This window comes from Salimicrobium album (assembly GCF_900107115.1).
Lineage (GTDB): Bacteria > Bacillota > Bacilli > Bacillales > Halobacillaceae > Salimicrobium > Salimicrobium album.
In genome coordinates, this window is the sequence record NZ_FNOS01000004.1 from 152,192 (window position 1) to 177,781 (window position 25,590).

Below are 25,590 nucleotides of genomic sequence, written 5' to 3' on the forward strand. Positions count from 1 at the left end.
ATGAGAATTACGCAGGGGATGCTTTCGAGTAACATGCTGCGCAATATGAGTAAGAGTTACGAAAGTATGGGCAAATACCAGGATCAGCTGACTACCGGCAAAAAGATCAGCCGACCGTCGGATGACCCGGTAGTGGCCATGCAGGGCATCAACTACCGCTCCGAGCTCACGAAAATCGGCCAGTTCCAGCGCAACATCGGCGAAGTGTACAACTGGATGGACAGCTCGGATGCGGCACTCGATAAAGCGACGAAAGCTATGCAGCGCGTACGCGAGCTGACGGTGCAGGCCAGTAACGATACGAACGGCGAGCAGAGCCGGGAGAGTATCGCCAAGGAAATCGAACAGCTGGCCGGCCACCTCAGGGATATCGGCAACACGCAGGCGAACGGCAAATACCTTTTCAATGGAACCGATACGCTCACCGCCCCGATGGACGCGCGGCAGGCGACGGACCCCGCGACCGGAGAAACCGGGGAAGTACGACTGCCGGTGAACAGTACGCCCGTCACGATTGAAGTATCAAAAGGCATTCCTCTGCAGGCGAACGTCGACGGCACGAAGGTGTTCGGAGGCGGGAACACGGATGAGGATGGACGTCAGCTGTTCGATACGTTACAGCAGCTCTCGGCTGACCTGAGGAATCCGGGGACGCATGAGGAAGAGTTAAACAGCTATCTTGAAAGCATCGACGAGCACGTGAATACTATCATTGACGAGCGGGCCGACCTTGGTGCCCGGATGAACCGAAGAGATCTCGTCAAAGACCGGCTCGGCACGCAGGAGATCATCGCTACCCGGGTTTTGTCCAATAATGAAGATGCCGAAATGGAAAAAGTGATTACGAACCTGAAAACGGAAGAAAGCGTACTAAGAGCCGCCATGGGAGCGGGAGCAAGGATCATTCAGCCGACACTTATGGACTTTCTGCGTTAAGGAGCACCTGAAATTGCCAGGCGCTCTTTTTTATAACAAAAGAGAGGGGTACGGGTATGATGATGCCGAGAATGGAAGTGAACACGCAGCAGGCGAGACTCGAGGTACGAACGCATAACGCGGAGCTGACTATACGTCAGCCAAAAGCTGAACAGCGCATCGCGCAGCCGCCGGCGGACGTGACCATCAGGCAGCGGCCGGGAAAACTTTCAATTGATCAGACCACCGCTTGGCATAACCTGCAGTTCTATTCGTCAGCGGAGCGGACGGATCTGGCTGCGGACTTCGGTCAGCAGGACTGGATGAAGGGGCTCGGTCGCGTCGCCCGGGAAGGGGACGAGCTGATGAGGATAGAGAATCAGGGGAACCCGATAGCCGCTCATGCGAAACAGAACGCCGTATGGGAAATCGCTTATAACCCGGGGAGCAAGCCGGTGCATGACCTGGTAAACGTGACGTATGAAGCGCGTCCTGCGGAGATTGACGTGAAGCGGAACGACCCGGTCATAACCACAACTGCGAAACCTCCTGAATTCAGCTATCAGCCCGGGCGTGTGGACATTTCTCTGGCGCAGTACCCGCGTGTTACGATTGATTGGAAAATATGAGAAACAAAGGTGAGGATTTTATGAAAGTGGCAATGAAATATTTCGGAGAAGTGGAAGTGGAGGAGAAAGAAATCGTGCATTTCTCTCAGGGACTGCCGGGATTCAGGCACATCAACGAATTTATCCTGTTACCGCTGCCGGATGCGCCGATGTACTCGGTTCTGCAGGCGGTCGGGGAAAAAGAGACGGCTTTCGTCACAGCGAACCCGTATTTATTTTTTAAAGACTACGAGTTTGATATAGACGAAAATTCGAAAGCGGAGCTGCAGCTGGAGACGCCGGAGGACGTGGAGCTATACTGCGTCCTTACGGTGAGGGACCCCTTCCGCGAGTCGACGATTAACCTGCAGGCGCCCGTCGTCATCAACAAGCGGACGAATCAGGCGAAGCAGCTGATTTTAAACAGCAGTTGGTATCATACGAAACACGGAATCGCCGATCAGAAAGCGGGGGATGAGCATGTTAATCCTTAACCGGAAAGAAAGCGAGTCGATCACGATCGGGGATGACATCGAAATCAAAGTGGTGTCCGTCGAAGGGAACCAGGTGCGCATCGGCATCGACGCCCCGTCACATCTGGACATTCACCGTAAAGAGATTTACATAGCCATCCAGGAAGAGAACAGAGCCGCAGCTGCGGCTTCGGATGATTTGATGAATCTGTTAAAAAGAAGTCAAAAAGAGTAAACAATCGAAAAAGCCGGCCGATATAATAAGTGTAAAGCCAAACACTTAAGTCGGCCGGCTTTTCCTTTGGCAACACATCTTAACTATTCCACAAGGACGTGGAATCTAAAATCAGGGAGGATACTAATTATGCGTATTAATCACAACATTGCAGCTTTAAACACTCACCGTCAGTTGAACAGTGCGAACAATGCACAACAGAATTCCATGGAGAAACTGTCGTCAGGTCTCCGTATTAACAGTGCGAAAGATGATGCAGCAGGTCTTGTGATCTCCGAGAAAATGAGAGCTCAAGTGCGTGGATTAGATCAATCTTCAGCAAATGCTCAAGATGCAAATTCGCTAATTCAAACAGCGGAAGGTGCTTTGAATGAAACACAAGATATTCTTCAAAGAATGCGTGAATTAGCGGTACAAGCTGGAAATGACACTAATACAACGACTGACCGTGAAGAAATTCAAAAAGAAGTTAATCAGTTAACATCTGAAATCAACCGTATTGGTAATACTACTGAATTTAATACTCAAAAATTATTAAATGGCGGTAAAGTAGAAGGTGGGGGAGATGGAGCTGTAAAGGCTACAGCGACTTTAGGTGACCTCACAGTTACTGCTAAAGAACCAGGAGCAGCAGGAAACGATGCTAGTATTGAAATAATAACGCCTACTTCTGACAGTGATTTTGGAGTATCTGTGACGAACAATAAGATAACCGTTACTCTAGCATACAGTGGTGGTAGTGTAACAGCAGCCACAAACGATGAGATCGCTAACGCTATTAATGCAGATGCTGACGCCTCGAAATTAGTGAGTGTTAGTGTTGCCTCGGGTCAAGGATCTGCAACTGTTAATACAGGTCAAGCTGAAACAAATTTGAGTAGCGGACAAGATGGAGATGGCGAAGCGCTTCAATTTCAGATTGGAGCTAATGAGAATCAAAGTCTTACTTTAGAAATTTCTGATATGAGAGCTAATGCACTAGGCCTTACAACTACGGGAGCTGACACGAAATTTGGTGTTACTAATGGGACAGATAACGAAATCCAAGAACAGGCTCTAGACGTGACTTCACACGAAGGAGCAGCCCAGGCAATTACAACTATACAGAAAGCTATTGACGGAGTTTCTGCAGAACGTTCTAAACTGGGTGCGACTCAAAACCGTTTGGATCACTCAATCAACAACCTGAACACATCTTCTGAGAACCTGACTGCGGCGGAATCCCGTATCCGTGATGTGGACATGGCGAAGGAAATGATGAATCAGACGAAACAAAGTATCCTTTCTCAAGCCTCTCAGGCTATGCTTGCAAAAGCGAACCAGCAGCCGCAAGGAGTGCTGCAGCTTCTTCGTTAATATTGAATCATTTATCAGAGACTCTAGCTGTACTAGGGTCTCTTTTATATTACAAATTAATTTTGAGGGGTGTGCAAGGGGTGTGCATATGATGATATTAATTTTAAATGAAACAATAGATAGTAAAGATCATTGGTTTGAAGTGGAACTTTGGCAAGGTAATGGTGTAAGTGCTTTTTTAAAAATAATAGCCAGCAAGGAAAGTGAATCACTTCAAGAAACTAATAATTACATAAATGATTTGGATAGAAGGGGAATAATAAAATATTACGACTTAACGTTAGACTATAATAACAGGAAGTTTACAAATGTTATGAATTTAGAAGAGTTACTAACGTTAATCAGAAGTAATTGACTTGTATTTTAATTATAATCGAGAGAAATAAACAATAAAGGGCGATTAGTTGAACTAACAGTAAAATCAAGTATATGCCATGACGTTTGACATGTTAGAACACAAATATTAAACCTCTAGTTTTATTAAGCAGGCTATTGAGAACTTATTCTTGATAGCCTGTTTTTTGATTATTCTCTCCCTCCCCTTTCCTCTTAACTTTTCCTGTTTTAAGCCGATACATACCATAACGAAAGACATCGCCAATCCTAAAAACTAAGCAGGTGAAATGATGAGTGATATGAGAATCGGGGGACTCGCCTCCGGAATGGATACCGATAAAATCATCAGTGATCTAATGAAAGCGGAGCGCATGCCGCTGAAGAAGATGGAACAGGAACAGACCTCCCTCGAGTGGAAAAGGGATGACTACCGGGAAGTGAACACGAAACTGCTCGGCTTCCGTGAAGAACTGGTGAACATGAAATTATCTGGAGCGTACCGGGCCCGCACCACTTCTTCTACGCATGAGAATCTGGCCAGCATTACTGCCACTTCTGCCGCTTCCGAGACGGGCTACTCACTCCAGTCCGTATCGCAGCTCGCGACTTCTGCAACGAAAGTAAACAGTGGCAGTCTGTTCAATGCAAAAGACCAGATCAGCGCCTCCCAGTCATTTGCAGAACTGGAAGCCAGCGGAAGTCTTGCCACGAGTGGCAGCTGGACGTGGCAGACGGGAAGCGTCGAGAAGTATTCGACTTCGATCGGGGAAGCGACGGCGACTCCGACTGTTCCCCTGAAAGAAGGAGCTTCGATTCAGAATCCGCTGTCCGAGATGATGGTGAAAGTGGACGGGAAACGGTTCGATATCGTAGCTACGGAAGCGGAGCTTGACGAGAATTCGGTCATGGTGGACGCTTCCACCGGAGAACTGAGTTTTGCCACTCCGCTCGAGTCGAAAGCCCGGCTTGAAGTGTCCTACGTAGCCGATCGGGCGGTGGAGAGTTCCGTCACAGGAGCCGATACGGATTCCTTTACCTTGAAAAAAGAGGCGATTGTTCCGGATAGTCTGACGGTAACCGTGGGCGGGGCTTCCGGAACGGCGACCTATACGACCGATGCGAACGGAGACATATGGAACGAAGCGAAAGATGCGGTCCTTGGAAAACTCGATGCCGGAAGCGGGAAAATAACGTTCAATGAGGCAGTGGAGGCAAAAGCGGAAGTGACGTTCACGTACCAGGAGAACTATACGACCTCTTCCCTCGGCGCCCATACGTCGGACAGACCGAAAGAGGAACTGTTTTTCATTCAAGGCTCCGATTCGGTGAACGACTTCGTCAAAGACGTAAATGATGCCGACACCGGCGTCCGCATGTTTTTTGATGACTTCACCGGCCAGATGAGTGTCAGTCGCACCGAGACCGGTAACTTCAACGGCCAGGGGTCAGGGAGTGCGGGGTATGGACAGAGCGCCGATCATCAGGAAATTTTCACGTCCGGCTCATTTATAAACAACGGGCTGTTGTTCGAAGGTGTGGAAGAAACAGGCGGGGATAACGCGAAGCTGGAGCTGAACGGCCTGCAGACGGAGCGGTCGTCCAACAATTTTTCCATGAACGGCGTTACGTTCAATCTGAAGGACACGTTCGGGGCATCGGGGACGAACAACCCGGGAACGTCCGGAGTGAATTTATCCGTCAGCAACGATACGGAAACCGTATTTGAAAACATTAAGAACTTCGTCGATAAATATAACGAAACGATTGAATTTCTGAACGATAAAGTGAGTGAAGAGTTTTACCGGGACTACAAGCCGCTGAGCGACGAGGAACGGGAAGCGATGACGGATAAACAGGGAGAGCTGTGGGATGAGAAAGCCCAGAGCGGCCTGCTTCGGAATGACCGGACGATCCGGAGTGCCTTAAGCGAGATGCGTCAGGGATTCTATACGCCTGTTAGTAATCCCGAGATCAGTTCGGAGTTCCAGCAGCTTTCGCGCATCGGTATTACGACCACCTCCAATTACCTGGAGGGTGGCAAACTTAAAATAAATGAAGCCGAACTGAAAAAAGCGATTCAGGAAGACCCGGAGTCGGTGGAGAAGCTGTTCACCTCATCGGATGAGGACTACGGCAGGAAGGGGATCGTTCAACGCGTCTACGACTCTACGCTGCAGACGATGGAGAAGATTACCGATAAAGCCGGCAACCAGTTCCAGTCGCAGAACCAGTATTCCATCGGGAAAGATCTTAAAGGGCTGAAGGAAGAAATGAGCGATTTTGAAAACAGGCTGAATCAAATTGAAGACAGATACTGGAGAGAGTTCGGGGCGATGGAGAAAGCGATTCAGAAGATGAATCAGCAGTCGGCCTACATTATGCAGAATTTCAGCTATTAACAGAGGGGGAATTACATGTCCATCCAGGCGTACGAAAACAACACAGTGGAGACAGCGTCCCAGGGCGAGCTCGTACTGAAACTGTACAACGGATGCATCAAGTTCATAAAAGTATCCGGCAAAGCAATGGAGAACAACGACATAGAGAAGAAGAACCTGAATATCCAGAAAGCACAGCGTATCGTTCAGGAACTGATTATAACGACCGATCCGTCGTACGACATCAGCCAGCAGATTCTGCCGCTGTATGAATACATGAACCGCCGGCTGCTGGAAGCGAATACGAAAAATGACCGGGAAATCCTTGACGAAGTGCAGGGTCTGGCCGAGGAGTTCCGCGATACGTGGAAGGAAGTTCTTATACAAACGCGGAAAGCGGAATACAGTAAGGGCGGGAACGTGTAGTGGCGACGTGGGAAGAATTTTCGGCCATCACGCGCCATCTCGAAGGAGTGGTTCAGAGAAAGACGTTGAACCGCTCCGAACAGGTGGGTGAAATCGAAGCGCTGATCGACAAGCGCGGGAATATGATGCAGACACTACCGGAGCCCGGGGAGACGGAGAAACATATCGTAAGAGACGTCCTCGAACGGGACAAAACGATCAACCGGCGTCTGGAAATGATTTTCGCCGGCGTGAAAGAGGATATGCGGAACAATAAGAAACAGAAGTCGACGAAAAATCAGTATACGAACCCGTATCAGAACGTAGCCGGTTCGGACGGCATGTTTCTCGACTCGAGGAAATAGAGCGGAGATGAAGAACAACACTCAGAACCCTGCGGGCGCGATGTGTTGTTTTTTTGTGTATAGATCTGCTGAAACCTCCCCCCGCGGCAAGCATCCATCGATAAGCGATTCGTGAGAAACAATAACTTGATTAAGAAGGAGGCCTCCTCCTGATTGGGGGATTTTTTTACGTTAGAGACATAACGTTTAAGGGTACAAGATACCGTAGCATACAGAATGGAGGTTTCGGTTATGAAGGAAGTAATTCAGGCTGCCTTACGGGCAGGCCAGGAAATTATGAACGTATATGAAACGGATTTTGACGTAGAGGAGAAACAGGATCACTCCCCGATTACGAAAGCGGACGAGAAAGCACACGACGTCATTGTGAAGCATCTCGAGGAATACGACCCGTCTATTCCTGTCCTCAGTGAGGAAGGAGCGCAGGTATCCTATTCGAAGCGTCAGGACTGGGACGAATACTGGCTCGTCGATCCGCTCGACGGCACGAAAGAGTTCGTGAAGCGTAACGGGGAGTTCACTGTGAATATTGCCCTCATCCGTGAAGGGAAACCGGTGTACGGGGTCATCTATGCTCCGGCATTGCAGGATCTGTACGTCGCCGACGCCGAAAAAGGCGCCTATAAATTCACGTCGGTCCTCGATAACTATAAAGACGGTCTCGATGCACTCCGTCTGCCTGCGATAGAAGCGAACAACGACGCGGCTACCGTGATTGTAAGCCGCTCCCATCAGTCGGAAGAGGAAGAGAACTTCATCAACCGCATAAGTGAGAACTACAGTTCCGTAAATACCCTCACTTCCGGAAGTTCGCTGAAACTGTGCCTCGTCGCAGAAGGCGTGGCCGACTTCTACCCGCGCTTTAAACCGACGATGGAATGGGACACGGCCGCCGGCCAGGCCGTAGTGGAAATCGCCGGAGGTACGGTGCACGTCGCGAACACGGATAAGAATCTTACGTATAATAAGGAAGAGCTGGAAAACCCTTCCTTTATCGCTTCCCGAAACCGATAAATATTATTTAAGTGAAAACCGGGAACCTCAAAATAAGAGGAGTTCTCCAACCTTTTTATCATTTTTCAGATAATTCACGCTAGTTTATGCAGGAATCGCCAGGGGTATGGTAGAATGTAAGGTATATAAGGATGAAAGGAGGACACTTCTATATGTTCCAATTTAATATTCGTGGAGAAAACCTAGAAGTGACAGATGCTATTAGAGATTATGTGGAGAAAAAGGTGACGAAACTTGAGCGTTACTTTGACACTCCCCCATCTTCTGAGGTCCACGTAAACTTAAGTGTCTACAACAAAGAGCAGACGATTGAGGTGACAGTTCCGATGAAAAACCTTCTGCTTCGGGCGGAAGAGCATAACGCGGATCTATACGCTGCGGTCGATCTCGTTGTAGATAAATTAGAACGTCAAATCCGTAAACATAAAACGAAAGTGAACCGCAAGGCTCGCCAGGAAGGTGCTCCTAAACACGTATTTGCCGAAATGGAAAGAGACGCCCAGAATCGTCTGGAGGAGGACGATGAGGAAGTGAAGATCGTCCGTACGAAACGGTTCGATCTGAAGCCGATGGTTTCCGAGGAAGCTGCCCTTCAGATGGATATGCTTGGACACAGTTTCTACGTATTTACGAATGCGGAAACGGATGAAACGAACATCGTATATAAACGTCGTGACGGCCGCTACGGTCTGATCGAGACCTGATATCCCCCCTTGTAGTGATACGGGGAAATGAAGAACGGAGCACCGGATAACGGTATTTAAAATAGCGGGCTGCATGGGAGGACAATCCCTGTGCAGTCCGCTTTTCTCATGACGATTGTAACGTACGGCGAATTTTTACTCACTTTTTACATAAAAATTGAAAAGTTCACAGGTGCAAAATCGGTTTTCTCCCTCATATAAGCGCCCTGAATGCCTTTCTTCCATCTTTGTCATCCGTAAGCCGGATGTGCTATAAAAAGGTAAAGAAAAGGAGCGATGTGGCATGTGCGGGAAATGCGAACGTCTGGAAGTGAGAGTCCGGCAGCAGGAGGAGACGGTGGCTCAGCTTATTGAAATGATAGCCTCTGTAAACGGAAAAATGCAGTCATTGAACGAGAAGGAAAAAGGAGTCCCCGGGAGGCGGTGATTAGTTGTCACTCCTGTTCGGCTAGTGTTATCATATAGAATGGATACAGTTACGATATTGCTATGATACAGAGGAGCGTTCAACATGCTTGGATCATTGAAAAAAATATTTGGAGACGGGAACCAGCGTGAAATCAAACGTCTGCAGAAAATTGTCGATAAGATTGAAGCCCTGGAACCGGAAATAGAAAAGCTTACAGATGAAGAACTGCGTCAGAAAACAGATGAATTCAAAAAACGCTACGAAGACGGGGAAACGCTTGATGATCTGCTTAATGAAGCCTACGCCGTCGTCCGTGAAGGGGCGAAGCGCGTATTAGGTATGCGTCCGTTCCCGGTACAGATCATGGGGGCGATTTCCATGCACGAGGGGAATATTGCCGAGATGAAGACCGGGGAAGGGAAAACACTCGCGTCCACTATGCCTGCCTATTTAAATGCCCTGTCCGGCGAGGGCGTCCACATCGTCACTGTGAACGATTATCTGGCGAGCCGTGACTCGGAGGATATGGGAGAGCTTTACAACTTCCTTGGACTGACTACGGGGCTAAACGCGAACGGTCTGTCGAAAGAGGAGAAGCGCGAAGCCTACAATGCGGATATTACGTACGGAACGAACAACGAGTACGGGTTCGACTACCTGCGCGATAATATGGTGCTGTACAAGGAACAGATGGTACAGCGTCCGCTTCCGTTCGCGATCATTGACGAAGTCGACTCGATCCTTATCGATGAAGCACGTACGCCTCTTATCATTTCGGGGACGGCGAAGAAGTCGGCGGATATGTACAACGCAGCCAATGCGTTTGTACGTCTGCTGAAAATCGATGAAGACTTCACGTACGATGAAAAGACGAAAAACGTTCAGCTGACCGAAGACGGAATCGATAAAGCGGAGCGCTATTTCAAAATCGAGAACCTGTTCGATCTTGGTAACGTGGCGCTCATCCACCACATTAACCAGGGTCTGAAAGCCCAGGAGACGATGCACCGCGATGCGGACTACGTCGTACAGGACGGGGAAGTCGTTATCGTCGACCAGTTTACGGGCCGCCTTATGCAGGGCCGCCGCTACAGTGACGGTCTGCACCAGGCAATCGAAGCGAAGGAAGGACTGCCGATTCAGAATGAAAGTATGACGCTTGCGTCCATCACGTTCCAGAACTTCTTCCGTATGTACGATAAGATTGCCGGTATGACCGGTACGGCGAAGACGGAAGCCGAAGAGTTTCTGAGCATCTACAATATGCACGTCGTCCAGATTCCTACGAATAAACCGATTATCAGGGAGGACCATGCCGATCTTGTATATAAAACGACCGACGGGAAGTTCCGTGCCGTCGTTGAAGAAATCAAGGAACGGTACGAAAAAGGGCAGCCTGTTCTTGTCGGTACCGTGGCGGTCGAGACGAGTGAAATCATTTCCCGTTACTTGAAGAAAGCGGGCGTGCCGCACAACGTGCTGAACGCGAAGAACCACTTCCGGGAAGCGGAAATCATCGAAAATGCCGGCCAGAAAGGTGCTATCACGATTGCGACCAACATGGCCGGCCGTGGTACGGACATCAAACTCGGCGAAGGCGTCGTCGATCTCGGCGGTCTTGCGGTTATTGGTACCGAACGTCACGAATCGCGACGGATCGATAACCAGCTCCGTGGCCGTTCCGGTCGTCAGGGAGACCCCGGTATGTCACGGTTTTACCTTTCGACCGACGATGAACTGATGCGCCGGTTCGCCTCCGATAACGTCCGCAGCATGATGGAGCGTCTCGGCATGGATGATTCTCAGCCGATCGAGAGTAAAATGATCTCCCGCGCCGTGGAATCTGCCCAGCGTCGCGTGGAAGGTAACAACTTCGATGCGCGTAAGACGATCCTTTCTTTCGACGACGTCCTCCGTCAGCAACGGGAAGTTATTTATAAGCAGCGTTTTGAAGTGCTTACTGCCGAGAACCTGCGGGAAATCGTGGAGCAGATGATCGAGCGTACGGTCGCACGTACCGTGCAGTCCCATACGGCTGATGAAGTCGACGAAAACTGGGAAATCGACGCCATCGCCAACTATTTGCGGTCGAATCTGCTGATGGAAGGTGACATCACGGAAGACGATCTCAAAGGGAAAGAACCGGAAGAGATGGAAGAACTTATCATGAAGAAAATTCTCGAGCGTTACGATGAGAAAGAAACGGAGCTCACCGAAGAACAGATGCGTGAGTTCGAGAGAGTGATTCTGCTTCGTACCGTCGATCAGAAATGGATGGACCACATCGACCAGATGGACCAGCTTCGTCAGGGAATCCACCTGCGTGCCTACGGACAGAATGACCCTCTCCAGGAATATCAGATGGAAGGGTTCCGCATGTTCGAGGAAATGGTGCAGGCGATCGATGAAGAGTCGAGCCGCTACGTCATGAAAGCGGAGATCCGCAACAACCTGCAGCGTCAGGAAGTTGCCGAAGGAGCCACCGCCGTTTCCGGAGGCGGAGAATCCAAAGAGAAGAAAAAAGCGAAACCGTACGTGAAGCAGGATACGGTCGGACGTAACGACCCGTGTCCGTGCGGAAGCGGCAAGAAATATAAAAACTGCCACGGCAGCTGATTCATCCCCTGATTTTGGGGAGGTACACATTATTTAGGAGTGATCAGAAAAATGGAAATGTCAGAAATTAAGCACAAGCTGGACGAAGCGAGCCGGCAACTACAGAACTTCAGGGGGTCTCTTTGACGTCGATCAGCGAAAGACCCGAATCGCCGAACTTGAAGAGCAGATGACCGAGCCCGACTTCTGGAACGACCAGGAGACGGCTCAGGAAGTCATCCAGGAAGTGAATGGACTGAAAGGCCTCGTGCACACACTGGAGGATTACGAAGAAACCCTCGGAAACCTGGAAGTCTCCTATGAACTGGTGAAAGAGGAAGAGGATGAGGAACTGCGTGCGGATCTTGAGACGGAGACCGAGCAGCTTCATAAAGACCTTGATCAATTCGAGCTCGACATCCTTCTGAGCGAACCTTACGACAAGAACAATGCGATTCTCGAGCTGCATCCCGGTGCGGGCGGTACGGAATCACAGGACTGGACGAGCATGCTTCTTCGTATGTATAAGCGCTGGGCCGAATCCCGCGGGTTCAAGGTGGAAACCCTCGATTACCTTCCCGGGGACGAAGCCGGTGTGAAGAGCGTCACGCTCATGATCAAAGGGCACAACGCCTACGGTTATCTGAAAGCGGAAAAAGGGGTGCACCGTCTCGTACGTATTTCACCTTTCGATTCTTCCGGACGCCGCCACACGTCATTCGCTTCCTGCGAAGTGATGCCGGAGTTCAACGATGAAGTGGAGATCGACGTGAAGAACGAAGATCTGAAAATCGATACGTACCGGGCAAGCGGCGCCGGCGGTCAGCACGTCAATACGACGGACTCGGCCGTCCGTATCACCCACCTGCCGACGAACACGATTGTGACGTGCCAGAATGAGCGGTCCCAGATCAAGAACCGGGAGCAGGCCATGAAAATGCTGAAGTCGAAGCTGTACCAGCTGGAAATTGAACGGCAGCAGCAGGAGATGGACGAAATCCGCGGAGAACAGAAAGAAATCGGATGGGGAAGCCAGATCCGCTCCTACGTCTTCCATCCATACAATATGGTGAAAGACCACCGGACGAATACCGAAAGCGGGAATACCCAGGGCGTCATGGACGGACAGCTGAACATGTTCATCAATGCCTACCTGCGTTCCCGGATGGACGGGTGACACCATCCTTATAAAAGACACGGTGAACACTTTCGCTGTGTCTTTTCTTTTGTTCCCGGGACCTGCCTTCCGGTATGGATCCCTTTAACGTAGCAGTACGTTATCTTGCTGTCATTTACAGAAAAATGCGGTACTGGTATACTCCTTAACGGTTAAAGATTGGAGGGGTTCCGTGGTTACACTGGATAAATATCGGAGAGAACCGATGCCGCGCCGGATGCGGCTGGCGATAGAATTCTCCTACGTCATTATCGGTTCTTTATTCATAGCACTTGCATTCAACCTGTTCCTGCTTCCGAACAATATCGCCTCCGGCGGTGTGGCGGGTATCAGTACGATTACGAAAGATGTGTTCGGCTGGGAACCCGGAATTGTGCAGTGGGTGTTGAACATCCTGTTTTTCTCGATGGGACTGTTCATCCTCGGGAAAAATTTCGGAATCAAATCTCTCGTCGGGACGCTCATTCTACCATTTTTCGTCCTGATTACGAGTGACGTTGTAACACCGACGGAAGACCCGCTGCTCGGGGCCATTTTCGGCGGAATGGGGATCGGTCTCGGCCTCGGTATCGTCTTCCGCGGGCGGGCGTCGACGGGCGGAGTGGATCTTGGAGCACAGGTGCTCCATAAATTCACGAAGCTGCCGCTCGGTATTTGTATCGCCATTCTCGACGGAACGATCGTATTCACTTCTGCTATCGTTTTCTCGGTGGAAGAAGGTCTCTATGCTCTCATCTCTTTATTCATTACGAGCCGTACGATCGATCTCGTCCAGGTCGGTTTCAATACGTCGAAAAACGTCATGATCATTTCAAAAAAAGAAATGGAAGTGAGACGTGCACTCCTGAATGATATCGACCGCGGGGTAACAGTGCTGAAAGGAGCCGGCGGATATACCGAAGAAGACCGGCCGGTCATCATGTGCGTCGTGCAGCAGAACGAGTTCATGAAGCTGACTCGTACCATTAAGGAAATCGATCCGGGAGCCTTCATTGTAACGATGAACGCAACGGAAGTTCTCGGCGAGGGTTTCAAAACTTCCTGAATAGGTTATAATGACAATATATGAAAATTTAAGGAGGTATTATATGAAGTGGAAATTGTTGACGGTCCTGTTCGCTGCTATGCTCGTACTTGCAGCCTGTGGCGGAGGCGGAGATGAAGGATCCTCCGGTGACTCCGGCGATACAAGTACGGAAGAACAGGAAAGTTCCGGTGAAAGCAGCGGCGGTGAAGTGGATTCTGCAGCTGCTGAAGAAGCGTTCCAGGCTAACTGCGCGAGCTGCCACGGCGGTGACCTCGGCGGCGGTGTCGGACCTGCTCTTGATAGTGTAGGAGCTGACATGTCCCAGGATGATATCGTCACTATCATACAGAACGGAAGAGGCGACATGCCGGCTCAGGATGTAGACGAAGAAACTGCTACACAGATTGCAGGCTGGTTGGCTCAGAAAAAATAATACTTACCTTTATCTCCCCGGTGTGACTTTTACACCGGGGAGTTTTTTATGGGAAGGATTGGACGACTGTTCATTATTGATAACGAATTGTAGTTTTATTGAAATATAAATGTAACAATTTGTTGAACTAAATAATATAAAATGAATGATATACTATGTGCAGACTTTCAGCAGAGAGAAAAAGAGAAAAAAATACGGGAAAGTCGATTTTAAAGAAAAGTATAGGTGGTTAACTTATGATTGAAATGCAGGGAGTTTACAAGACTTACCCTAACGGTGTCACTGCATTGAATGGTCTCGACGTGAGGATTCAACAGGGGGAATTCGTTTACGTGGTAGGACCGAGTGGCGCGGGGAAATCGACGTTCACGAAACTGATTTTCCGGGAGGAGAAACCTTCGAAAGGGAGTATCCACATCAACGATCTGGATCTGGCAGCGATGAAGGAAAGACGGATCCCTAAGCTGCGGCGGAATATCGGAGTCGTTTATCAGGACTTCCGTCTGCTGCCGAGACTTACCGTTTACGAAAATGTCGCTTTCGCTCTTGAAGTGATCGAACAGCGGCCGGCGGAGATCAAGACCCGGGTTATGGACGTTCTCGAACAGGTGCGGCTTAAGAACAAAGCGAGATTCATACCTGACGAGCTCTCAGGGGGAGAGCAGCAGCGTGTATCGATCGCAAGAGCCATTGCCAACCGTCCGCGTATTTTGATTGCGGATGAACCGACCGGGAATCTGGATCCCGAGACCTCATGGGAAATTATGCACATCCTCGAAGAAATAAATCAGACCGGCACGACTATCCTTATGGCTACCCATAACCGTGAAGTGGTAAACCGGGTACGTAAACGTGTCATTGCTATTGAAGACGGAGTTATCGTACGGGATGAGCGTCGGGGGGATTACGGCTATGAAGATTAGAACGATAGGCCGTCACCTCCGCGAAGGCCGTAAGAGCGTTTTCCGTAACGGGTGGATGACGGTATCGGCCATAGGAGCGACCACGACGACGCTGTTGCTGGTCGGAGTGTTCCTCGCTGTAATGCTGAACCTGAACCAGTTCGCAAATTCCATCGAAAATGATATTGAAGTCCGCGTATTTATCGAACGTACTGCAGATGAAAGCCAGGTCGAACAGCTCGGTGAGGATATCGAAGCGATCAATGAGGTGGCTTCGGTGGAATACTCCTCCAAAGACGAAGAGCTTGAAGGGCTCGTGGACAGTCTCGGAGATGAGGGGAAAGCGTTCGAACTGTTCGATCAGACGAATCCGCTCAATGACGTGTTCGTCATTGATCCCTCCAGCCCTTCCGCCGCAGATTCCATCGCCTCCGATGTCAGGGAGCTGAAGTTCGTGGATGAAGTGGATTACGGAGAGGAAGTCGTGCAGAGAATTTTTACTTTCAATGAATATGCACGCACCATAGGCCTTGTGCTCATTATAGGTCTCGTTTTTACGGCTATATTCCTTATTTCGAATACGGTACGTATAACGATAGTGGCAAGAAGAAAAGAAATCGGAATCATGAAGCTCGTCGGGGCGACCAATGCGTTCATACGCTGGCCTTTCTTCATTGAAGGGATGCTTCTCGGCCTGCTTGGCTCTATCATCCCGATTGCGGCTGTAACCGGAGGTTATTATTACCTTTATTATCATTTGAGAGATTCGATCAATTTCGATTTCGTCCAGCTTCTGCCTTTTAATCCATTCATATGGCAGCTGTCGGGACTTATTCTGGCAATAGGCGTGTTCATCGGCATTTGGGGAAGTGTGATGAGCGTGCGTAAATTCTTGAAAGTATAGACAGTCTTAGGGAGGAATACGGGAAATGAACAAGGGACCATCCATGCTGTTGATAACAGCACTAATTGCAGCTTTACTATTCACCGCCCTTCCGGGGAGCGCATTTGCGAATCTCGGCAGCGTAAATAATAAGATCAGCAATTTACAGGAAGAAAAGAAAAACGTCGACGATAAGCAGAATGACGTATCCGAAGAGAAGAACCAGAAAGAAACGGAACTCTCCGAAAACGAAAAGAAACAGGCGAAAGAGGAAGAAGCGATTAAAAAGATAGATTCGAAGCTTTCCGATACGCTTGCGAAACTGAGAGAGAAAGAAGACGAAATCTCGGCAACGAAAGAAGAGATCGAAGAACTTAAGAAAGAAATCGCCGACCTTGAAGAAAGTATAGCCAAAAGGGAAGAGATCCTGACGGACCGCCTCCGTTCACTTCAGCAGAACGGCGGAGACGTGAAGTACCTGGAAGTGCTGCTTGATTCCCAGAGTTTCGGGGACTTTCTGGAACGTGCTTCCGCTGTTACGACCATCATGGACCAGGATAAGAACATCTTCGATACCCACGTGGAAGAGAAGAAAATGCTTGAGAATAAGAAACAGGAACTGGTCGATAAAAAATCTTCACTCGAAGAGCAGAGAGCGGATCTGAAGCAGCTGAAGGCCGATCTCGACAGTCAGTTGAAAGAGAAAGAGAAGCTGATGGAAGAGCTTGAAATAGAACATGGAGAGCTGCACAATACTAAACTTAATCTTGAGGAAGAACAGCAGATCCTCGAGAGACAGGAAGCTTCCATCCAGTCCGCTATTCAGGAAGCGGAAAAACGCGCTGCCGAAATAGAAAAGCAGAAGCGTGAAGAAGAAAGAAAACGGAAAGAAGAGGAACGGAAGAGAAAAGAAGCGGCAGCAGCTAAAGCCGAAGCAGAGGCAAAAGCTGAAGCTGAAGCTGAAGCACAAGCCGCTGAACAGGAAGAAGCAGAACCGGTTGAGGAAACACCGGAAGTGAGCTCAGCGAGTGCTTCAGACAGCAGCTCTTCCGCCGCTCCGGAAGAAGCATCCAAGCCTGAAACGTCCACATCCTCAGCAACAGAAAGTCCGGCACCTGAGCCGGAACCTGAACCTGAACCTGAACCTGAACCGGAAGCATCAGCACCCGCTACAGGAGGATTTATAAATCCGGCTCCGGGTCCGGTTACTTCCGAGATGGGCCCTCGCTGGGGTCGCATGCATACGGGAATAGACATCGGCGGAAACGGAATCCCGATTAAAGCCTCCGCTTCCGGCCAGGTCTTCCGTTCGTACCAGTCCGGCTCCTATGGGAATGTCGTTATGCTTACGCATTCCATTAATGGGAAGGTGTATACGACAGTGTACGCCCATATGCAGAACAGAGAAGTATCAGAGGGGGACTGGGTGAGCCAGGGTCAGCAGCTCGGCCTTATGGGGAACACAGGACGGTCCACCGGTCCTCACCTTCACTTTGAATTGCACGAAGGTCGATGGAGTCAGGATAAACGGAACGCCGTCAACCCGCGCAAATATGTCAACTTTTAATAAGAGTTTCCACTTCCCGGGTGTTCGATCACCCGGGGAGTTTTTTTGTAAAAATAAATCTGAATTTTTAAATAAATATATTGACTTACCTGTTTTATTCATTATAATGAACAGTAAGAGGTGAATAACATTCCCGACAGGAATAGTCGAACTCCTCTTAAAACAGTGCTTTACCCATCGTGGGCAATGAAACCTTAAATAAATCCTGCTTTAACGAAAAGGCAAACCTTATGAAAATAAGGGACGCAAAGCCATGGGTCTAAGGGAGAATCATCCTAAGACAGCCGGTTATCGAAAAAAGGTGGTGATGATCAGTGACGAATAGCTGTTTGTTGAATACGCACAGTTACGAGGTGAAGCTGCATCCGATGCAGAATTCTCCTTAACATATACGTGTGATTACGAAATGATTGAATCATTGCCCAAAAAACAGACCTTGAAGCAGTATATATAAATACCCACTCTATGTATGGAACGAAGAACACTCCCCCCTTCAATATGATAGATCAACGGATGATAAAAAAATGCCCGGTCTTTTATTAAAACCGGTGAGCACATGAAAGAGTCAGGAGACAACTCCCCGGTCGAGATCCGGATAAACGTCGCTCTATTTCCCGGGAAATAGTTCCGCTGCTCCCGGTGAGGTCTCCCTCCGATTTTAATGAAGACGAGACATGATGATTCCCGCCGTTACCATCGACTCTCCCACTCTTAAGTCCTGATAACGGTTATTATTAAGCCCTGCTTCTCTCTGAATGAGAGGAGCAGGGTTTTTGAATGTGAAAAAACAATAGAGCGGGTTTCTTTTTCTATGTTAAGATTAGGAAAGTATTTAAGTTCTTCAGAGAAAGGTGCCTTCACTATGAATTGGAAAAATCGTCACATAATTATACTGGCCGTTGTCGCGCTGCTCGTCGGGGCTGCCGGAACGTATATCGGTATGCAGTGGTTCGCTCCGGAAGAGACAGCGACGTCCACAGAGGACTCTTCATCCGGAAAAAGCTTCGGGGACATGACGCAGGAGGAGCAGAAAGCTTTTATAGAGAATGCCCAGGGGTCCTCGAATTTAAAAAAGGTGGAAAAGGCTTACACTCTCATTAACGAACGTTACGTGGAAGATGTGGATAAGAGTACACTCGTCGAAGGTGCCATAGAAGGTATGATCAATAAACTGGATGATCCCTACAGTACGTATATGGATCAGGAGACGATGGAGCAGTTCAACCAGTCCATCGAGTCCTCATTTCAGGGGATAGGGGCTGAAGTGAGTATGGTGGACGATAAAGTGACCATCGTTGCACCTATCAAAGGATCTCCCGCCGAGGAAGCGGGGCTGAAGCCGAATGACCAGGTTCTGAAAATAGACGGAGATTCGACGAAGGGTCTCGATCTTCAGGAGGCGGTCAATAAAATACGCGGGGAGAAAGGTACGGAAGTCACGCTCACCGTCGATCGCCCGGGAGCGCCGGAGCCGATTGAAATAACGATCACCCGTGATGATATTCCGAAAGAATCCGTGTACAAGGACACGAAAGAGGTAGACGGAAAGAAAGTCGGCGTCCTTGAAATAACGTCTTTCTCCGAAGAGACGTCGAAAGAGTTCAAGAAACATTTGACCGACCTTGAAGAAGAAGGAATCGAAGGGCTGGTCATTGACGTACGGGGGAATCCCGGCGGACTATTCACAGACGTTCAGGACGTGCTGAAGCAGCTCGTTCCGGACGACAAGCCGATCGTTCAGATCGAAAGCAGGGACGGAGAGAATTCGAAATACTATTCCGAACGCAGTTCCGGAAAAGAGTATCCGATTTCCGTGCTGATTGATGAAGGAAGTGCCTCCGCCTCCGAAATCCTCGCCGCTGCGATGAAAGAGATCGGCGATCACCCGGTGGTCGGTACTACGAGTTTCGGTAAAGGTACAGTGCAGCAGGCCGTGCCGATGGGGGATGGCAGTACGTTGAAACTGACGATGTTCAAATGGCTCACTCCGGATGGCAACTGGATCCATGAAGAAGGTGTGACGCCTACGAAAAAAGTGAAGCAGCCGGCATTTTTCTACACCCATCCCGTAACGGCCGAAAAGACGCTCGATACGTCGTCTTCCGGCGACAAGGTGAAAAACATTCAGCAGATGCTGAAGGGTCTCGGATACGGTAAGACGGAAACGGACGGTTCTTACGGAGAAGGTACGGAAGCTGCCGTAAAAGCGTTCCAGCAGGACCATGATCTGGAAGCCACAGGGGCCGTCAATGAAAAAACGGGCGGTGAGCTTGAGAAACAGGTCGTCGAAGAAGTGCAGAAAGAAGAGAATGACAGACAGATGCAGAAAGCGCTCGACGTCCTTTTCCGGGATGCCTGAGACCGGAAGTCATAAGACCTGCAGCCCGGGCGGCTGCGGGTCTTTTTACAGAGAGAATACGCACGTGGTGAATGAAAACGATTCTCATATTCATTGACAATCCACAACCTGCCACGTAAAATCTTATACAGAAACTATTTTTGTCCCGTCGTATAACTTTGGAAACGATAACCCTACAGAGTATAAAGGGAGAGATCCTATGGATACACTACAAACGAACAACCTCACATTAGGATACGGAGACTCGATCATCATTGACTCACTCGATATAGAAATCCCGAAAGGTGAAATAACCGTCCTGATCGGAAGTAACGGGTGCGGGAAGTCTACGCTTCTACGTTCCCTTGCCCGCCTTCTTAAACCGAAAGACGGCCAGGTGGTACTCGATCAGAAGGATATTTCCCAGATGAAAACGAAAGAGGTAGCCAAAAAGATGGCCATCCTTCCGCAAAGTCCGTCCACTCCGGAAGGTCTTACCGTCTACCAGCTGGTCAAACAGGGTCGTCACCCTTACCAGTCTTTCACGAAACGCTGGTCGAACGATGATGAACAGGCGGTGGAGAAGGCCCTTGTCGATACCAATCTCGTCGAACTGAAAGAAAGAACGGTCGACTCCCTTTCCGGCGGTCAGCGTCAGCGTGCCTGGATTGCGATGACGCTCGCCCAGGACACCGAGACTCTTCTCCTGGATGAGCCGACGACGTATCTCGACATGACCCATCAGATTGAAGTGCTCGATCTTCTGTTCGATCTGAATAAAGATCATGGCAGAACGATCGTAATGGTGCTTCACGACATCAACCTCGCCTGCCGTTATGCCGACCATATCGTAGCGGTCCGCGACCAGACCGTCTATACACAGGGAAGGCCTGAAGAAGTGGTTTCCTGTGAAATGATGCATAACGTGTTCGATATGATGTGTGATGTGAGAGAGGATCCTTTATTCGGTACGCCGATGTGCATCCCGCACGGGAAAGGGCGCTGTCTCATCAAACAGGCGCAGGAAGAAGCGAAACAGAAACAGCACATATATTCCGTTACGTAATCGAACCCTCCTGGACGGGAGGGTTTTTTTATGCGCATCCTCAGGAGAAAATATATCCCCGTTGTACACCTTTTCAATAAAAGTTCATAATTTAAGTGGAAAGGCAGATTTCTAAGTGTGCAGTTTCGTGGTAAGATGAAGATGGATGCTTATGGAAAGTGTTAAAGATAAGGAAGGATACCGATGAAGAAATTTTCTATATTTACAGTGGGAGTAACGTTCCTTTCCCTTATACTCGGCAATCTGGTTGTGGCGACGGATTCAGGCGATGCCTGCGGTACGTCGTGGCCTTTTTGTAATGGAAAAGTGATCCCTGACCTGACAGATTTTCACATATTGGTGGAATATTCCCACCGCCTGTTCATACCGCTCCTGACCGTCGTCACGCTTATTAACGCGGCAGGTGCTATATACTTTTTCAGGAAAAATAGAGCAGTGCTCGCGTTTGCAGTATTGAGTCTGCTGCTTCTCATCATCCAGTCGCTCATCGGTGGATTCAACGTACTCCTCGGTACACCGCCGGGCTTCACGACTCTCGATGTCACTTTCAGTCAGCTGCTCCTTTTGAACAACGTACTGTTAAGTTACAGTCTGCATGAGAAGAAGGTATCGCTTGATAAGAAACACGCCGGTACTGTGAAGATGAGCTACCGCGCTTTCCTGCTCGGATTCCTTTTTTACGTGGCCCAGGTGATATTCGGGGCTTTCTTTAAACACAGCCGGGCGAGCAACGTCATGATGGATATCGGAGCGGAAGAATATCTGATCCGGTCCGAGACGCTGGCGGACGCCCTGTTTTCGATTCACTGGGTAGCCACCGTCGTCATTCTTGTAAGTGCGATATGGTTCATCTTTTATGCTTCCAAATTCAGATATCACGTATTTCTGTCGTGGCTTTATTTCCTCACCATTTTATTGAACGGAGCGGTAGGGCTCGTGATCGTCGTTACCGGAAACGTCATTCTGGCTTCTTCGATACATATGATCCTCTCGACGCTTACGATGATGGTGGGCGGTGCCATACTGGGAGGATACTGGTTCAAGCTTCACCAGCGGACAATACGCGCCTGACAGATAAAAACAGCGGCTTCGCCTTTAAAAAGGCGGGCCGCTGTTTTTATGTTCAATGTTTTACGTCTTCAGCTGGAACAGTTCCCGGATATCTTCTTCGCTTAAGCTCTGAAGCATGGATTCTCCGGGCTGGATGATCTGGTCAACGAGATCGCGCTTTTTCTGCTGCAGCTGATAAATTCTTTCTTCAATCGTGCCTTCGGAGATCATGCGGATCACCTGTACACTTTTCTTCTGTCCGATACGGTGGGCACGTCCGGCTGCCTGTTCTTCCACTGCCGGATTCCACCACAGGTCGTACAGGATGACCGTATCGGCCCCTGTAAGATTCAAACCGGTACCGCCCGCTTTCAGGGAAATGAGAAAAATGTCATTTTCTCCTCCATTGAATCGTTCCACATATTCCATACGTTTATCCGATTTCGTGCTCCCGTCCAGATAAAAGCAGTTGTAGCCGAGAGAGGTGAGTTCATCGTACAGCAATGAAAGCATACTCGAGAACTGGGAAAACAGCAGCACCCGGTGATTGTTCTGTTTCAGTTCGTCCAGTAGTTCTTTCAGCTGATCGAGTTTGCCGGAAGTGCCTTCGTAGTTTTCGAGAAACAGAGAAGGGTGGCAGCAGATCTGGCGCAGTCTCGTCAGTCCTGCCAGTATTTCGATCTTCCCTTTCTGCAGTCCTTTGTTCTGAATCGTGTCTTTCACGTCTTTCTGGATTCTTTCGAGATAGGCCAGATACACTTCTTTCTGGTTTCTCGTCAGTTCGGAATACTGGACCGATTCCAGTTTATCCGGGAGGTCATCGAGCACTTCCGTTTTCATACGACGAAGGATGAATGGCCGGGTCATCCGGGAGATCTGACTGTGCGGCAGGTTGAGAAACTCTTTTTTATTTTTGTAGAAGCCGGGCATCAGCGTCTGGAAAATCGCCCAAAGTTCGGTCAGAGCGTTCTCGATCGGCGTGCCGCTCAAAGCAAAACGGTGCTTCGCATGGATCAGCCTCGTCGCTTTTGATACCTTCGTCGCTTCATTTTTGATGGCCTGGGCCTCATCCAGAATGAAAGCATGGAACTGGTCCGTTTCGTACGCCTCCGCGTCACGGCGGAGCAGCGGGTAGGAAGTGACCCAAATATCCGCCTCCGACTCCTCCCGTATCTGTTCCCTTTCCTCCCGGGAGCCGGAAATGACTTCGGCTTTCAGGCCGGGCGCGAACGTTTCGATTTCCTTCTTCCAGTTGAAGACGAGTGAAGCGGGGGGCGACGATGAGTGATCGTCCCACGTTCCCTTTATCTTCGAGTTCCGACAGAAGGAAAGTGATCGTCTGAATCGTTTTACCAAGCCCCATATCATCCGCCAGTATTCCCCCGAGAGAATAATCGGCGAGCGTCTTCATCCAGCGGAAGCCGGTGATCTGGTAAGGACGCAGTTCCGCATCAAGGCCGGAAGGGAGCGGGTGACGGCTCGTTTCGGGATTCCTCAGGTGAGTGATGAGCGTCTGGAATCTCTTTTGCCGCTCCTCCTCGCTCAGTTCCAGCACCTCATCCACCTGCATGCTTCGCATCTGCGAGACGGAGATCGTCGAACCGTCGAGAGAATGGACGTCGAGTTCGTCGGCGAATTCCCGGAACCGGTCGAACGACTCGTTCTGCAGGGAGAGAAGAGTGCCGTCTTTCAGCCGGAAATACTTCTGTTTTTCCATAGCCGCCTGCATGACGTTCGTAATATCTTCGTCATCGATCCCGTCGATTGCAAAAGAGATATCGAGCCAGTCCGTCGATTCGTTTATATCGATCGTCGGTTTCAGCACAGGAGCCGACTGCAGCAGATGTTTCAGCCGTGACGATAAGTACACTTCGGCCTGTTCCTGAAGACGGGGGAGAGTCTCCCTTAAGAAAGTATCGATTTTTTCTTCGTCGTCGATATAGACGAAAGAACCGTCAAACTTGAAGTCCGCCTGCTCGATAAGCTGCATGATTTCGTCTTCTTTCTGAAAATCCCTTTTTACGATCGCCTGATGGTCGGAAGAGGGACGGAAAGGGTCGATACCGTGATCGCCGTAAAGAAACTCGACGTCGATGGTAAGCAGCCAGTCGCGCTGATCGATGGATACGATGCTTCTTACATCTTTTTTGATGATCGACTGTTTCGCCGTTTCGCTGTAGTGCACGTCCCCGGCTTCCTCGAGTACCGGCAGTACGTGGGAAACGATGCCCTCCATATCTTCCGCCGGAATCACCTGGGGCCTGGAGGCAGAGAAAGGGATGGCCTCTTTCCATTTGCGGATTACGTCGTGCTGCTCTTTCGTAAGGGCATAAATCGTATGTCCTTCATACATCAGCCGGTAATCGGACAGGTGCCGGTAGTTCTCCAGTTCCCGGAACGACAGAACGAAATCTTCCTGCCTCCGGTTTACGTGGAAGGACAGTTCCGGTAGCTCCCTGTATTGAAGAGGACCGGGACCCGCCTTCTGTTCCACTATCTTCGTATGTGACTCCGCCAGCAATTCAAGAAGCCGGTGGGCATGAGCGGGAGGTATGGGTAAATACCTCTTTTCCCGGGGAAGAGAAAACTGATCGAAAAACCGTTCTTCTCCTATTATGACGGAAAGAAGGTCGAGAATGGCCGCATCGGTTGCAAAGAGCTGATGAACAGCCGGGTTGTACGTGAATTTCTTCGTTACGGGCAGTTCCTTCTCTTCCGTAACGTGGGTGACGCAGTTTCTTATATCTTTCATGACGTAGGGCTGATACTCCCCCATCTTCAGTTCCAGGGACAGAGCCCGGCTGGACACGTGGAGATAGTAGTGGAACATGAGCGTCGTCTTTTCTTCCGGAAGAACGGTCTCCCGGCGGAAAACTTCGGTCAGCGGTCCCGAATAGGAAACGGGTTTCGGGGACGAGGTATCCCGGGCGAGCGCAGGTGAGAGCTTCTGCATCATCTCTTCCCGAATAGCCAGAAGTACGGCCGCTATATGCTTACAAGTAAAGTACGTTTCGTAAGCTTTGCATTCACAGGTGCTGTCGAAATCGTCCTCATCATAAAAGAAGACCCGCACCTCGTAATCGTCCGTGCCCGTTACTACCGCCCGCCACGACTGGATGGCTTCATTGTAGGAAAGTCCATATACTTTTCCACGTTCGAAGTACGTTTTCCCGCGTTCAAAAAACGCTTCTCCGGTGAGCTGTTTAATTTTGTTCGGTTGTAGTAAAGTAGCTTGCATTGCCGGCATCCTAACTGTTTCAATATTTTCATTCATGTATCGCGTGTATTTAAGCATGGTCCTGATGATCTCCGCCTCCGAAAAACCCGGGGCGGTTTTATCCACTTTTCCTATTA

Annotated in this window: 24 protein-coding genes and 1 riboswitch; of the genes, 22 read left to right on the forward strand and 2 right to left on the reverse strand. The window is 49.5% G+C overall.

Annotated features, from left to right (window positions below; genetic code table 11):
* The 22 genes from flgL to BLU03_RS08825 all read left to right on the forward strand — a co-directional run bounded on the left by flgL (position 1) and on the right by BLU03_RS08825 (position 22,257).
* A complete protein-coding gene (gene flgL, locus BLU03_RS08725; protein WP_093107236.1) occupies positions 1-936 on the forward strand; it encodes a flagellar hook-associated protein FlgL in 936 nt (311 codons plus the stop codon).
* A 56-nt stretch (positions 937-992) separates the two neighbouring features.
* The gene (locus BLU03_RS08730) at positions 993-1,544 is read left to right on the forward strand and encodes a DUF6470 family protein (protein ID WP_093107238.1); all 552 of its coding nucleotides are present in this window, start codon (positions 993-995) and stop codon (positions 1,542-1,544) included.
* A 20-nt stretch (positions 1,545-1,564) separates the two neighbouring features.
* Positions 1,565-2,017, forward strand: a complete 453-nt coding sequence (fliW, locus tag BLU03_RS08735) for a flagellar assembly protein FliW (RefSeq protein WP_093107240.1) — start codon at positions 1,565-1,567, stop codon at positions 2,015-2,017.
* Positions 2,004-2,231 (forward strand): carbon storage regulator CsrA, encoded by a 228-nt coding sequence (gene csrA / locus BLU03_RS08740; RefSeq protein WP_093107242.1) that lies wholly within the window; start codon positions 2,004-2,006, stop codon positions 2,229-2,231. The genes fliW and csrA overlap by 14 nt, the downstream gene beginning before the upstream one ends.
* A gap of 129 nt (positions 2,232-2,360) precedes the next feature.
* Complete coding sequence (locus tag BLU03_RS08745; RefSeq protein ID WP_093107244.1) at positions 2,361-3,587, forward strand: flagellin N-terminal helical domain-containing protein; 1,227 nt, start codon at positions 2,361-2,363, stop codon at positions 3,585-3,587.
* A gap of 88 nt (positions 3,588-3,675) precedes the next feature.
* Positions 3,676-3,942: a hypothetical protein gene (locus tag BLU03_RS08750; protein ID WP_093107246.1), complete on the forward strand. Its 267-nt coding sequence runs from the start codon at positions 3,676-3,678 to the stop codon at positions 3,940-3,942.
* A gap of 271 nt (positions 3,943-4,213) precedes the next feature.
* Positions 4,214-6,322: a flagellar filament capping protein FliD gene (fliD, locus tag BLU03_RS08755; RefSeq protein WP_176765450.1), complete on the forward strand. Its 2,109-nt coding sequence runs from the start codon at positions 4,214-4,216 to the stop codon at positions 6,320-6,322.
* A gap of 15 nt (positions 6,323-6,337) precedes the next feature.
* Entirely contained in the window at positions 6,338-6,727 is a 390-nt protein-coding gene (gene fliS / locus BLU03_RS08760; RefSeq protein ID WP_093107250.1) for a flagellar export chaperone FliS, read from the forward strand.
* Positions 6,727-7,071 (forward strand): hypothetical protein, encoded by a 345-nt coding sequence (locus BLU03_RS08765; RefSeq protein WP_093107252.1) that lies wholly within the window; start codon positions 6,727-6,729, stop codon positions 7,069-7,071. Before fliS ends, BLU03_RS08765 begins: the two co-directional genes overlap by 1 nt.
* A gap of 231 nt (positions 7,072-7,302) precedes the next feature.
* On the forward strand, positions 7,303-8,085 hold the full coding sequence (cysQ, locus tag BLU03_RS08770) for a 3'(2'),5'-bisphosphate nucleotidase CysQ (protein WP_093107254.1): 783 nt from the start codon (positions 7,303-7,305) through the stop codon (positions 8,083-8,085).
* 152 nt (positions 8,086-8,237) lie between these two features.
* Positions 8,238-8,789, forward strand: a complete 552-nt coding sequence (gene hpf / locus BLU03_RS08775) for a ribosome hibernation-promoting factor, HPF/YfiA family (RefSeq protein WP_093107256.1) — start codon at positions 8,238-8,240, stop codon at positions 8,787-8,789.
* A gap of 283 nt (positions 8,790-9,072) precedes the next feature.
* Positions 9,073-9,216 carry a hypothetical protein gene (locus BLU03_RS13690; RefSeq protein ID WP_176765452.1) on the forward strand — a complete coding sequence of 48 codons (144 nt, stop codon included), beginning with the start codon at positions 9,073-9,075 and terminating at the stop codon, positions 9,214-9,216.
* 84 nt (positions 9,217-9,300) lie between these two features.
* A complete protein-coding gene (gene secA / locus BLU03_RS08780) occupies positions 9,301-11,814 on the forward strand; it encodes a preprotein translocase subunit SecA (RefSeq protein ID WP_093107258.1) in 2,514 nt (837 codons plus the stop codon).
* A 51-nt stretch (positions 11,815-11,865) separates the two neighbouring features.
* Positions 11,866-12,970, forward strand: a protein-coding gene (prfB, locus tag BLU03_RS08785; protein ID WP_176765453.1) for a peptide chain release factor 2 whose coding sequence is annotated in 2 segments (ribosomal slippage) — positions 11,866-11,937 and positions 11,939-12,970 — 1,104 coding nt in all. Because the reading frame shifts where the segments join, the coding sequence is not laid out codon by codon here.
* A 205-nt stretch (positions 12,971-13,175) separates the two neighbouring features.
* Entirely contained in the window at positions 13,176-14,015 is an 840-nt protein-coding gene (locus BLU03_RS08790) for a YitT family protein (RefSeq protein ID WP_093107438.1), read from the forward strand.
* A gap of 43 nt (positions 14,016-14,058) precedes the next feature.
* Positions 14,059-14,430 (forward strand): cytochrome c551, encoded by a 372-nt coding sequence (cccB, locus tag BLU03_RS08795; protein ID WP_093107262.1) that lies wholly within the window; start codon positions 14,059-14,061, stop codon positions 14,428-14,430.
* 236 nt (positions 14,431-14,666) lie between these two features.
* A complete protein-coding gene (gene ftsE / locus BLU03_RS08800) occupies positions 14,667-15,353 on the forward strand; it encodes a cell division ATP-binding protein FtsE (RefSeq protein WP_008587046.1) in 687 nt (228 codons plus the stop codon).
* The gene (gene ftsX / locus BLU03_RS08805; protein WP_093107264.1) at positions 15,343-16,236 is read left to right on the forward strand and encodes a permease-like cell division protein FtsX; all 894 of its coding nucleotides are present in this window, start codon (positions 15,343-15,345) and stop codon (positions 16,234-16,236) included. Before ftsE ends, ftsX begins: the two co-directional genes overlap by 11 nt.
* Before the next feature lie 25 nt (positions 16,237-16,261).
* Positions 16,262-17,782: a murein hydrolase activator EnvC family protein gene (locus tag BLU03_RS13820; RefSeq protein ID WP_093107266.1), complete on the forward strand. Its 1,521-nt coding sequence runs from the start codon at positions 16,262-16,264 to the stop codon at positions 17,780-17,782.
* 210 nt (positions 17,783-17,992) lie between these two features.
* Positions 17,993-18,078: riboswitch (cyclic di-GMP riboswitch) on the forward strand.
* A gap of 566 nt (positions 18,079-18,644) precedes the next feature.
* Positions 18,645-20,141: a S41 family peptidase gene (locus BLU03_RS08815; protein ID WP_076570864.1), complete on the forward strand. Its 1,497-nt coding sequence runs from the start codon at positions 18,645-18,647 to the stop codon at positions 20,139-20,141.
* A 199-nt stretch (positions 20,142-20,340) separates the two neighbouring features.
* Complete coding sequence (locus tag BLU03_RS08820; protein ID WP_093107268.1) at positions 20,341-21,186, forward strand: ABC transporter ATP-binding protein; 846 nt, start codon at positions 20,341-20,343, stop codon at positions 21,184-21,186.
* Positions 21,187-21,369: 183 nt separating this feature from the next.
* Positions 21,370-22,257 (forward strand): COX15/CtaA family protein, encoded by an 888-nt coding sequence (locus tag BLU03_RS08825; RefSeq protein WP_008587058.1) that lies wholly within the window; start codon positions 21,370-21,372, stop codon positions 22,255-22,257.
* A 60-nt stretch (positions 22,258-22,317) separates the two neighbouring features.
* On the opposite strand, the gene BLU03_RS13775 is transcribed toward BLU03_RS08825, so the two are convergent.
* The gene (locus BLU03_RS13775; protein WP_245698799.1) at positions 22,318-23,454 is read right to left on the reverse strand and encodes a DEAD/DEAH box helicase; all 1,137 of its coding nucleotides are present in this window, start codon (positions 23,452-23,454) and stop codon (positions 22,318-22,320) included.
* Positions 23,351-25,474 (reverse strand): SNF2 helicase associated domain-containing protein, encoded by a 2,124-nt coding sequence (locus tag BLU03_RS08830; RefSeq protein ID WP_245698787.1) that lies wholly within the window; start codon positions 25,472-25,474, stop codon positions 23,351-23,353. The genes BLU03_RS13775 and BLU03_RS08830 overlap by 104 nt, the downstream gene beginning before the upstream one ends.
* Between the last annotated feature and the right edge of the window lie 116 nt (positions 25,475-25,590).

What these genes read in the sequence shown, in the direction of transcription:
- flgL (WP_093107236.1), top strand. Translation starts at nt 1, where the DNA reads ATGAGAATTACGCAGGGGATGCTTTCGAGTAACATGCTGCGCAATATG.
- BLU03_RS08730 (WP_093107238.1), top strand. Translation starts at nt 993, where the DNA reads ATGATGATGCCGAGAATGGAAGTGAACACGCAGCAGGCGAGACTCGAG.
- fliW (WP_093107240.1), top strand. Translation starts at nt 1,565, where the DNA reads ATGAAAGTGGCAATGAAATATTTCGGAGAAGTGGAAGTGGAGGAGAAA.
- csrA (WP_093107242.1), top strand. Translation starts at nt 2,004, where the DNA reads ATGTTAATCCTTAACCGGAAAGAAAGCGAGTCGATCACGATCGGGGAT.
- BLU03_RS08745 (WP_093107244.1), top strand. Translation starts at nt 2,361, where the DNA reads ATGCGTATTAATCACAACATTGCAGCTTTAAACACTCACCGTCAGTTG.
- BLU03_RS08750 (WP_093107246.1), top strand. Translation starts at nt 3,676, where the DNA reads ATGATGATATTAATTTTAAATGAAACAATAGATAGTAAAGATCATTGG.
- fliD (WP_176765450.1), top strand. Translation starts at nt 4,214, where the DNA reads ATGAGTGATATGAGAATCGGGGGACTCGCCTCCGGAATGGATACCGAT.
- fliS (WP_093107250.1), top strand. Translation starts at nt 6,338, where the DNA reads ATGTCCATCCAGGCGTACGAAAACAACACAGTGGAGACAGCGTCCCAG.
- cysQ (WP_093107254.1), top strand. Translation starts at nt 7,303, where the DNA reads ATGAAGGAAGTAATTCAGGCTGCCTTACGGGCAGGCCAGGAAATTATG.
- hpf (WP_093107256.1), top strand. Translation starts at nt 8,238, where the DNA reads ATGTTCCAATTTAATATTCGTGGAGAAAACCTAGAAGTGACAGATGCT.
- BLU03_RS13690 (WP_176765452.1), top strand. Translation starts at nt 9,073, where the DNA reads ATGTGCGGGAAATGCGAACGTCTGGAAGTGAGAGTCCGGCAGCAGGAG.
- secA (WP_093107258.1), top strand. Translation starts at nt 9,301, where the DNA reads ATGCTTGGATCATTGAAAAAAATATTTGGAGACGGGAACCAGCGTGAA.
- BLU03_RS08790 (WP_093107438.1), top strand. Translation starts at nt 13,176, where the DNA reads ATGCCGCGCCGGATGCGGCTGGCGATAGAATTCTCCTACGTCATTATC.
- cccB (WP_093107262.1), top strand. Translation starts at nt 14,059, where the DNA reads ATGAAGTGGAAATTGTTGACGGTCCTGTTCGCTGCTATGCTCGTACTT.
- ftsE (WP_008587046.1), top strand. Translation starts at nt 14,667, where the DNA reads ATGATTGAAATGCAGGGAGTTTACAAGACTTACCCTAACGGTGTCACT.
- ftsX (WP_093107264.1), top strand. Translation starts at nt 15,343, where the DNA reads ATGAAGATTAGAACGATAGGCCGTCACCTCCGCGAAGGCCGTAAGAGC.
- BLU03_RS13820 (WP_093107266.1), top strand. Translation starts at nt 16,262, where the DNA reads ATGAACAAGGGACCATCCATGCTGTTGATAACAGCACTAATTGCAGCT.
- BLU03_RS08815 (WP_076570864.1), top strand. Translation starts at nt 18,645, where the DNA reads ATGAATTGGAAAAATCGTCACATAATTATACTGGCCGTTGTCGCGCTG.
- BLU03_RS08820 (WP_093107268.1), top strand. Translation starts at nt 20,341, where the DNA reads ATGGATACACTACAAACGAACAACCTCACATTAGGATACGGAGACTCG.
- BLU03_RS08825 (WP_008587058.1), top strand. Translation starts at nt 21,370, where the DNA reads ATGAAGAAATTTTCTATATTTACAGTGGGAGTAACGTTCCTTTCCCTT.
- BLU03_RS08830 (WP_245698787.1), bottom strand. Translation starts at nt 25,474, where the DNA reads ATGCAAGCTACTTTACTACAACCGAACAAAATTAAACAGCTCACCGGA.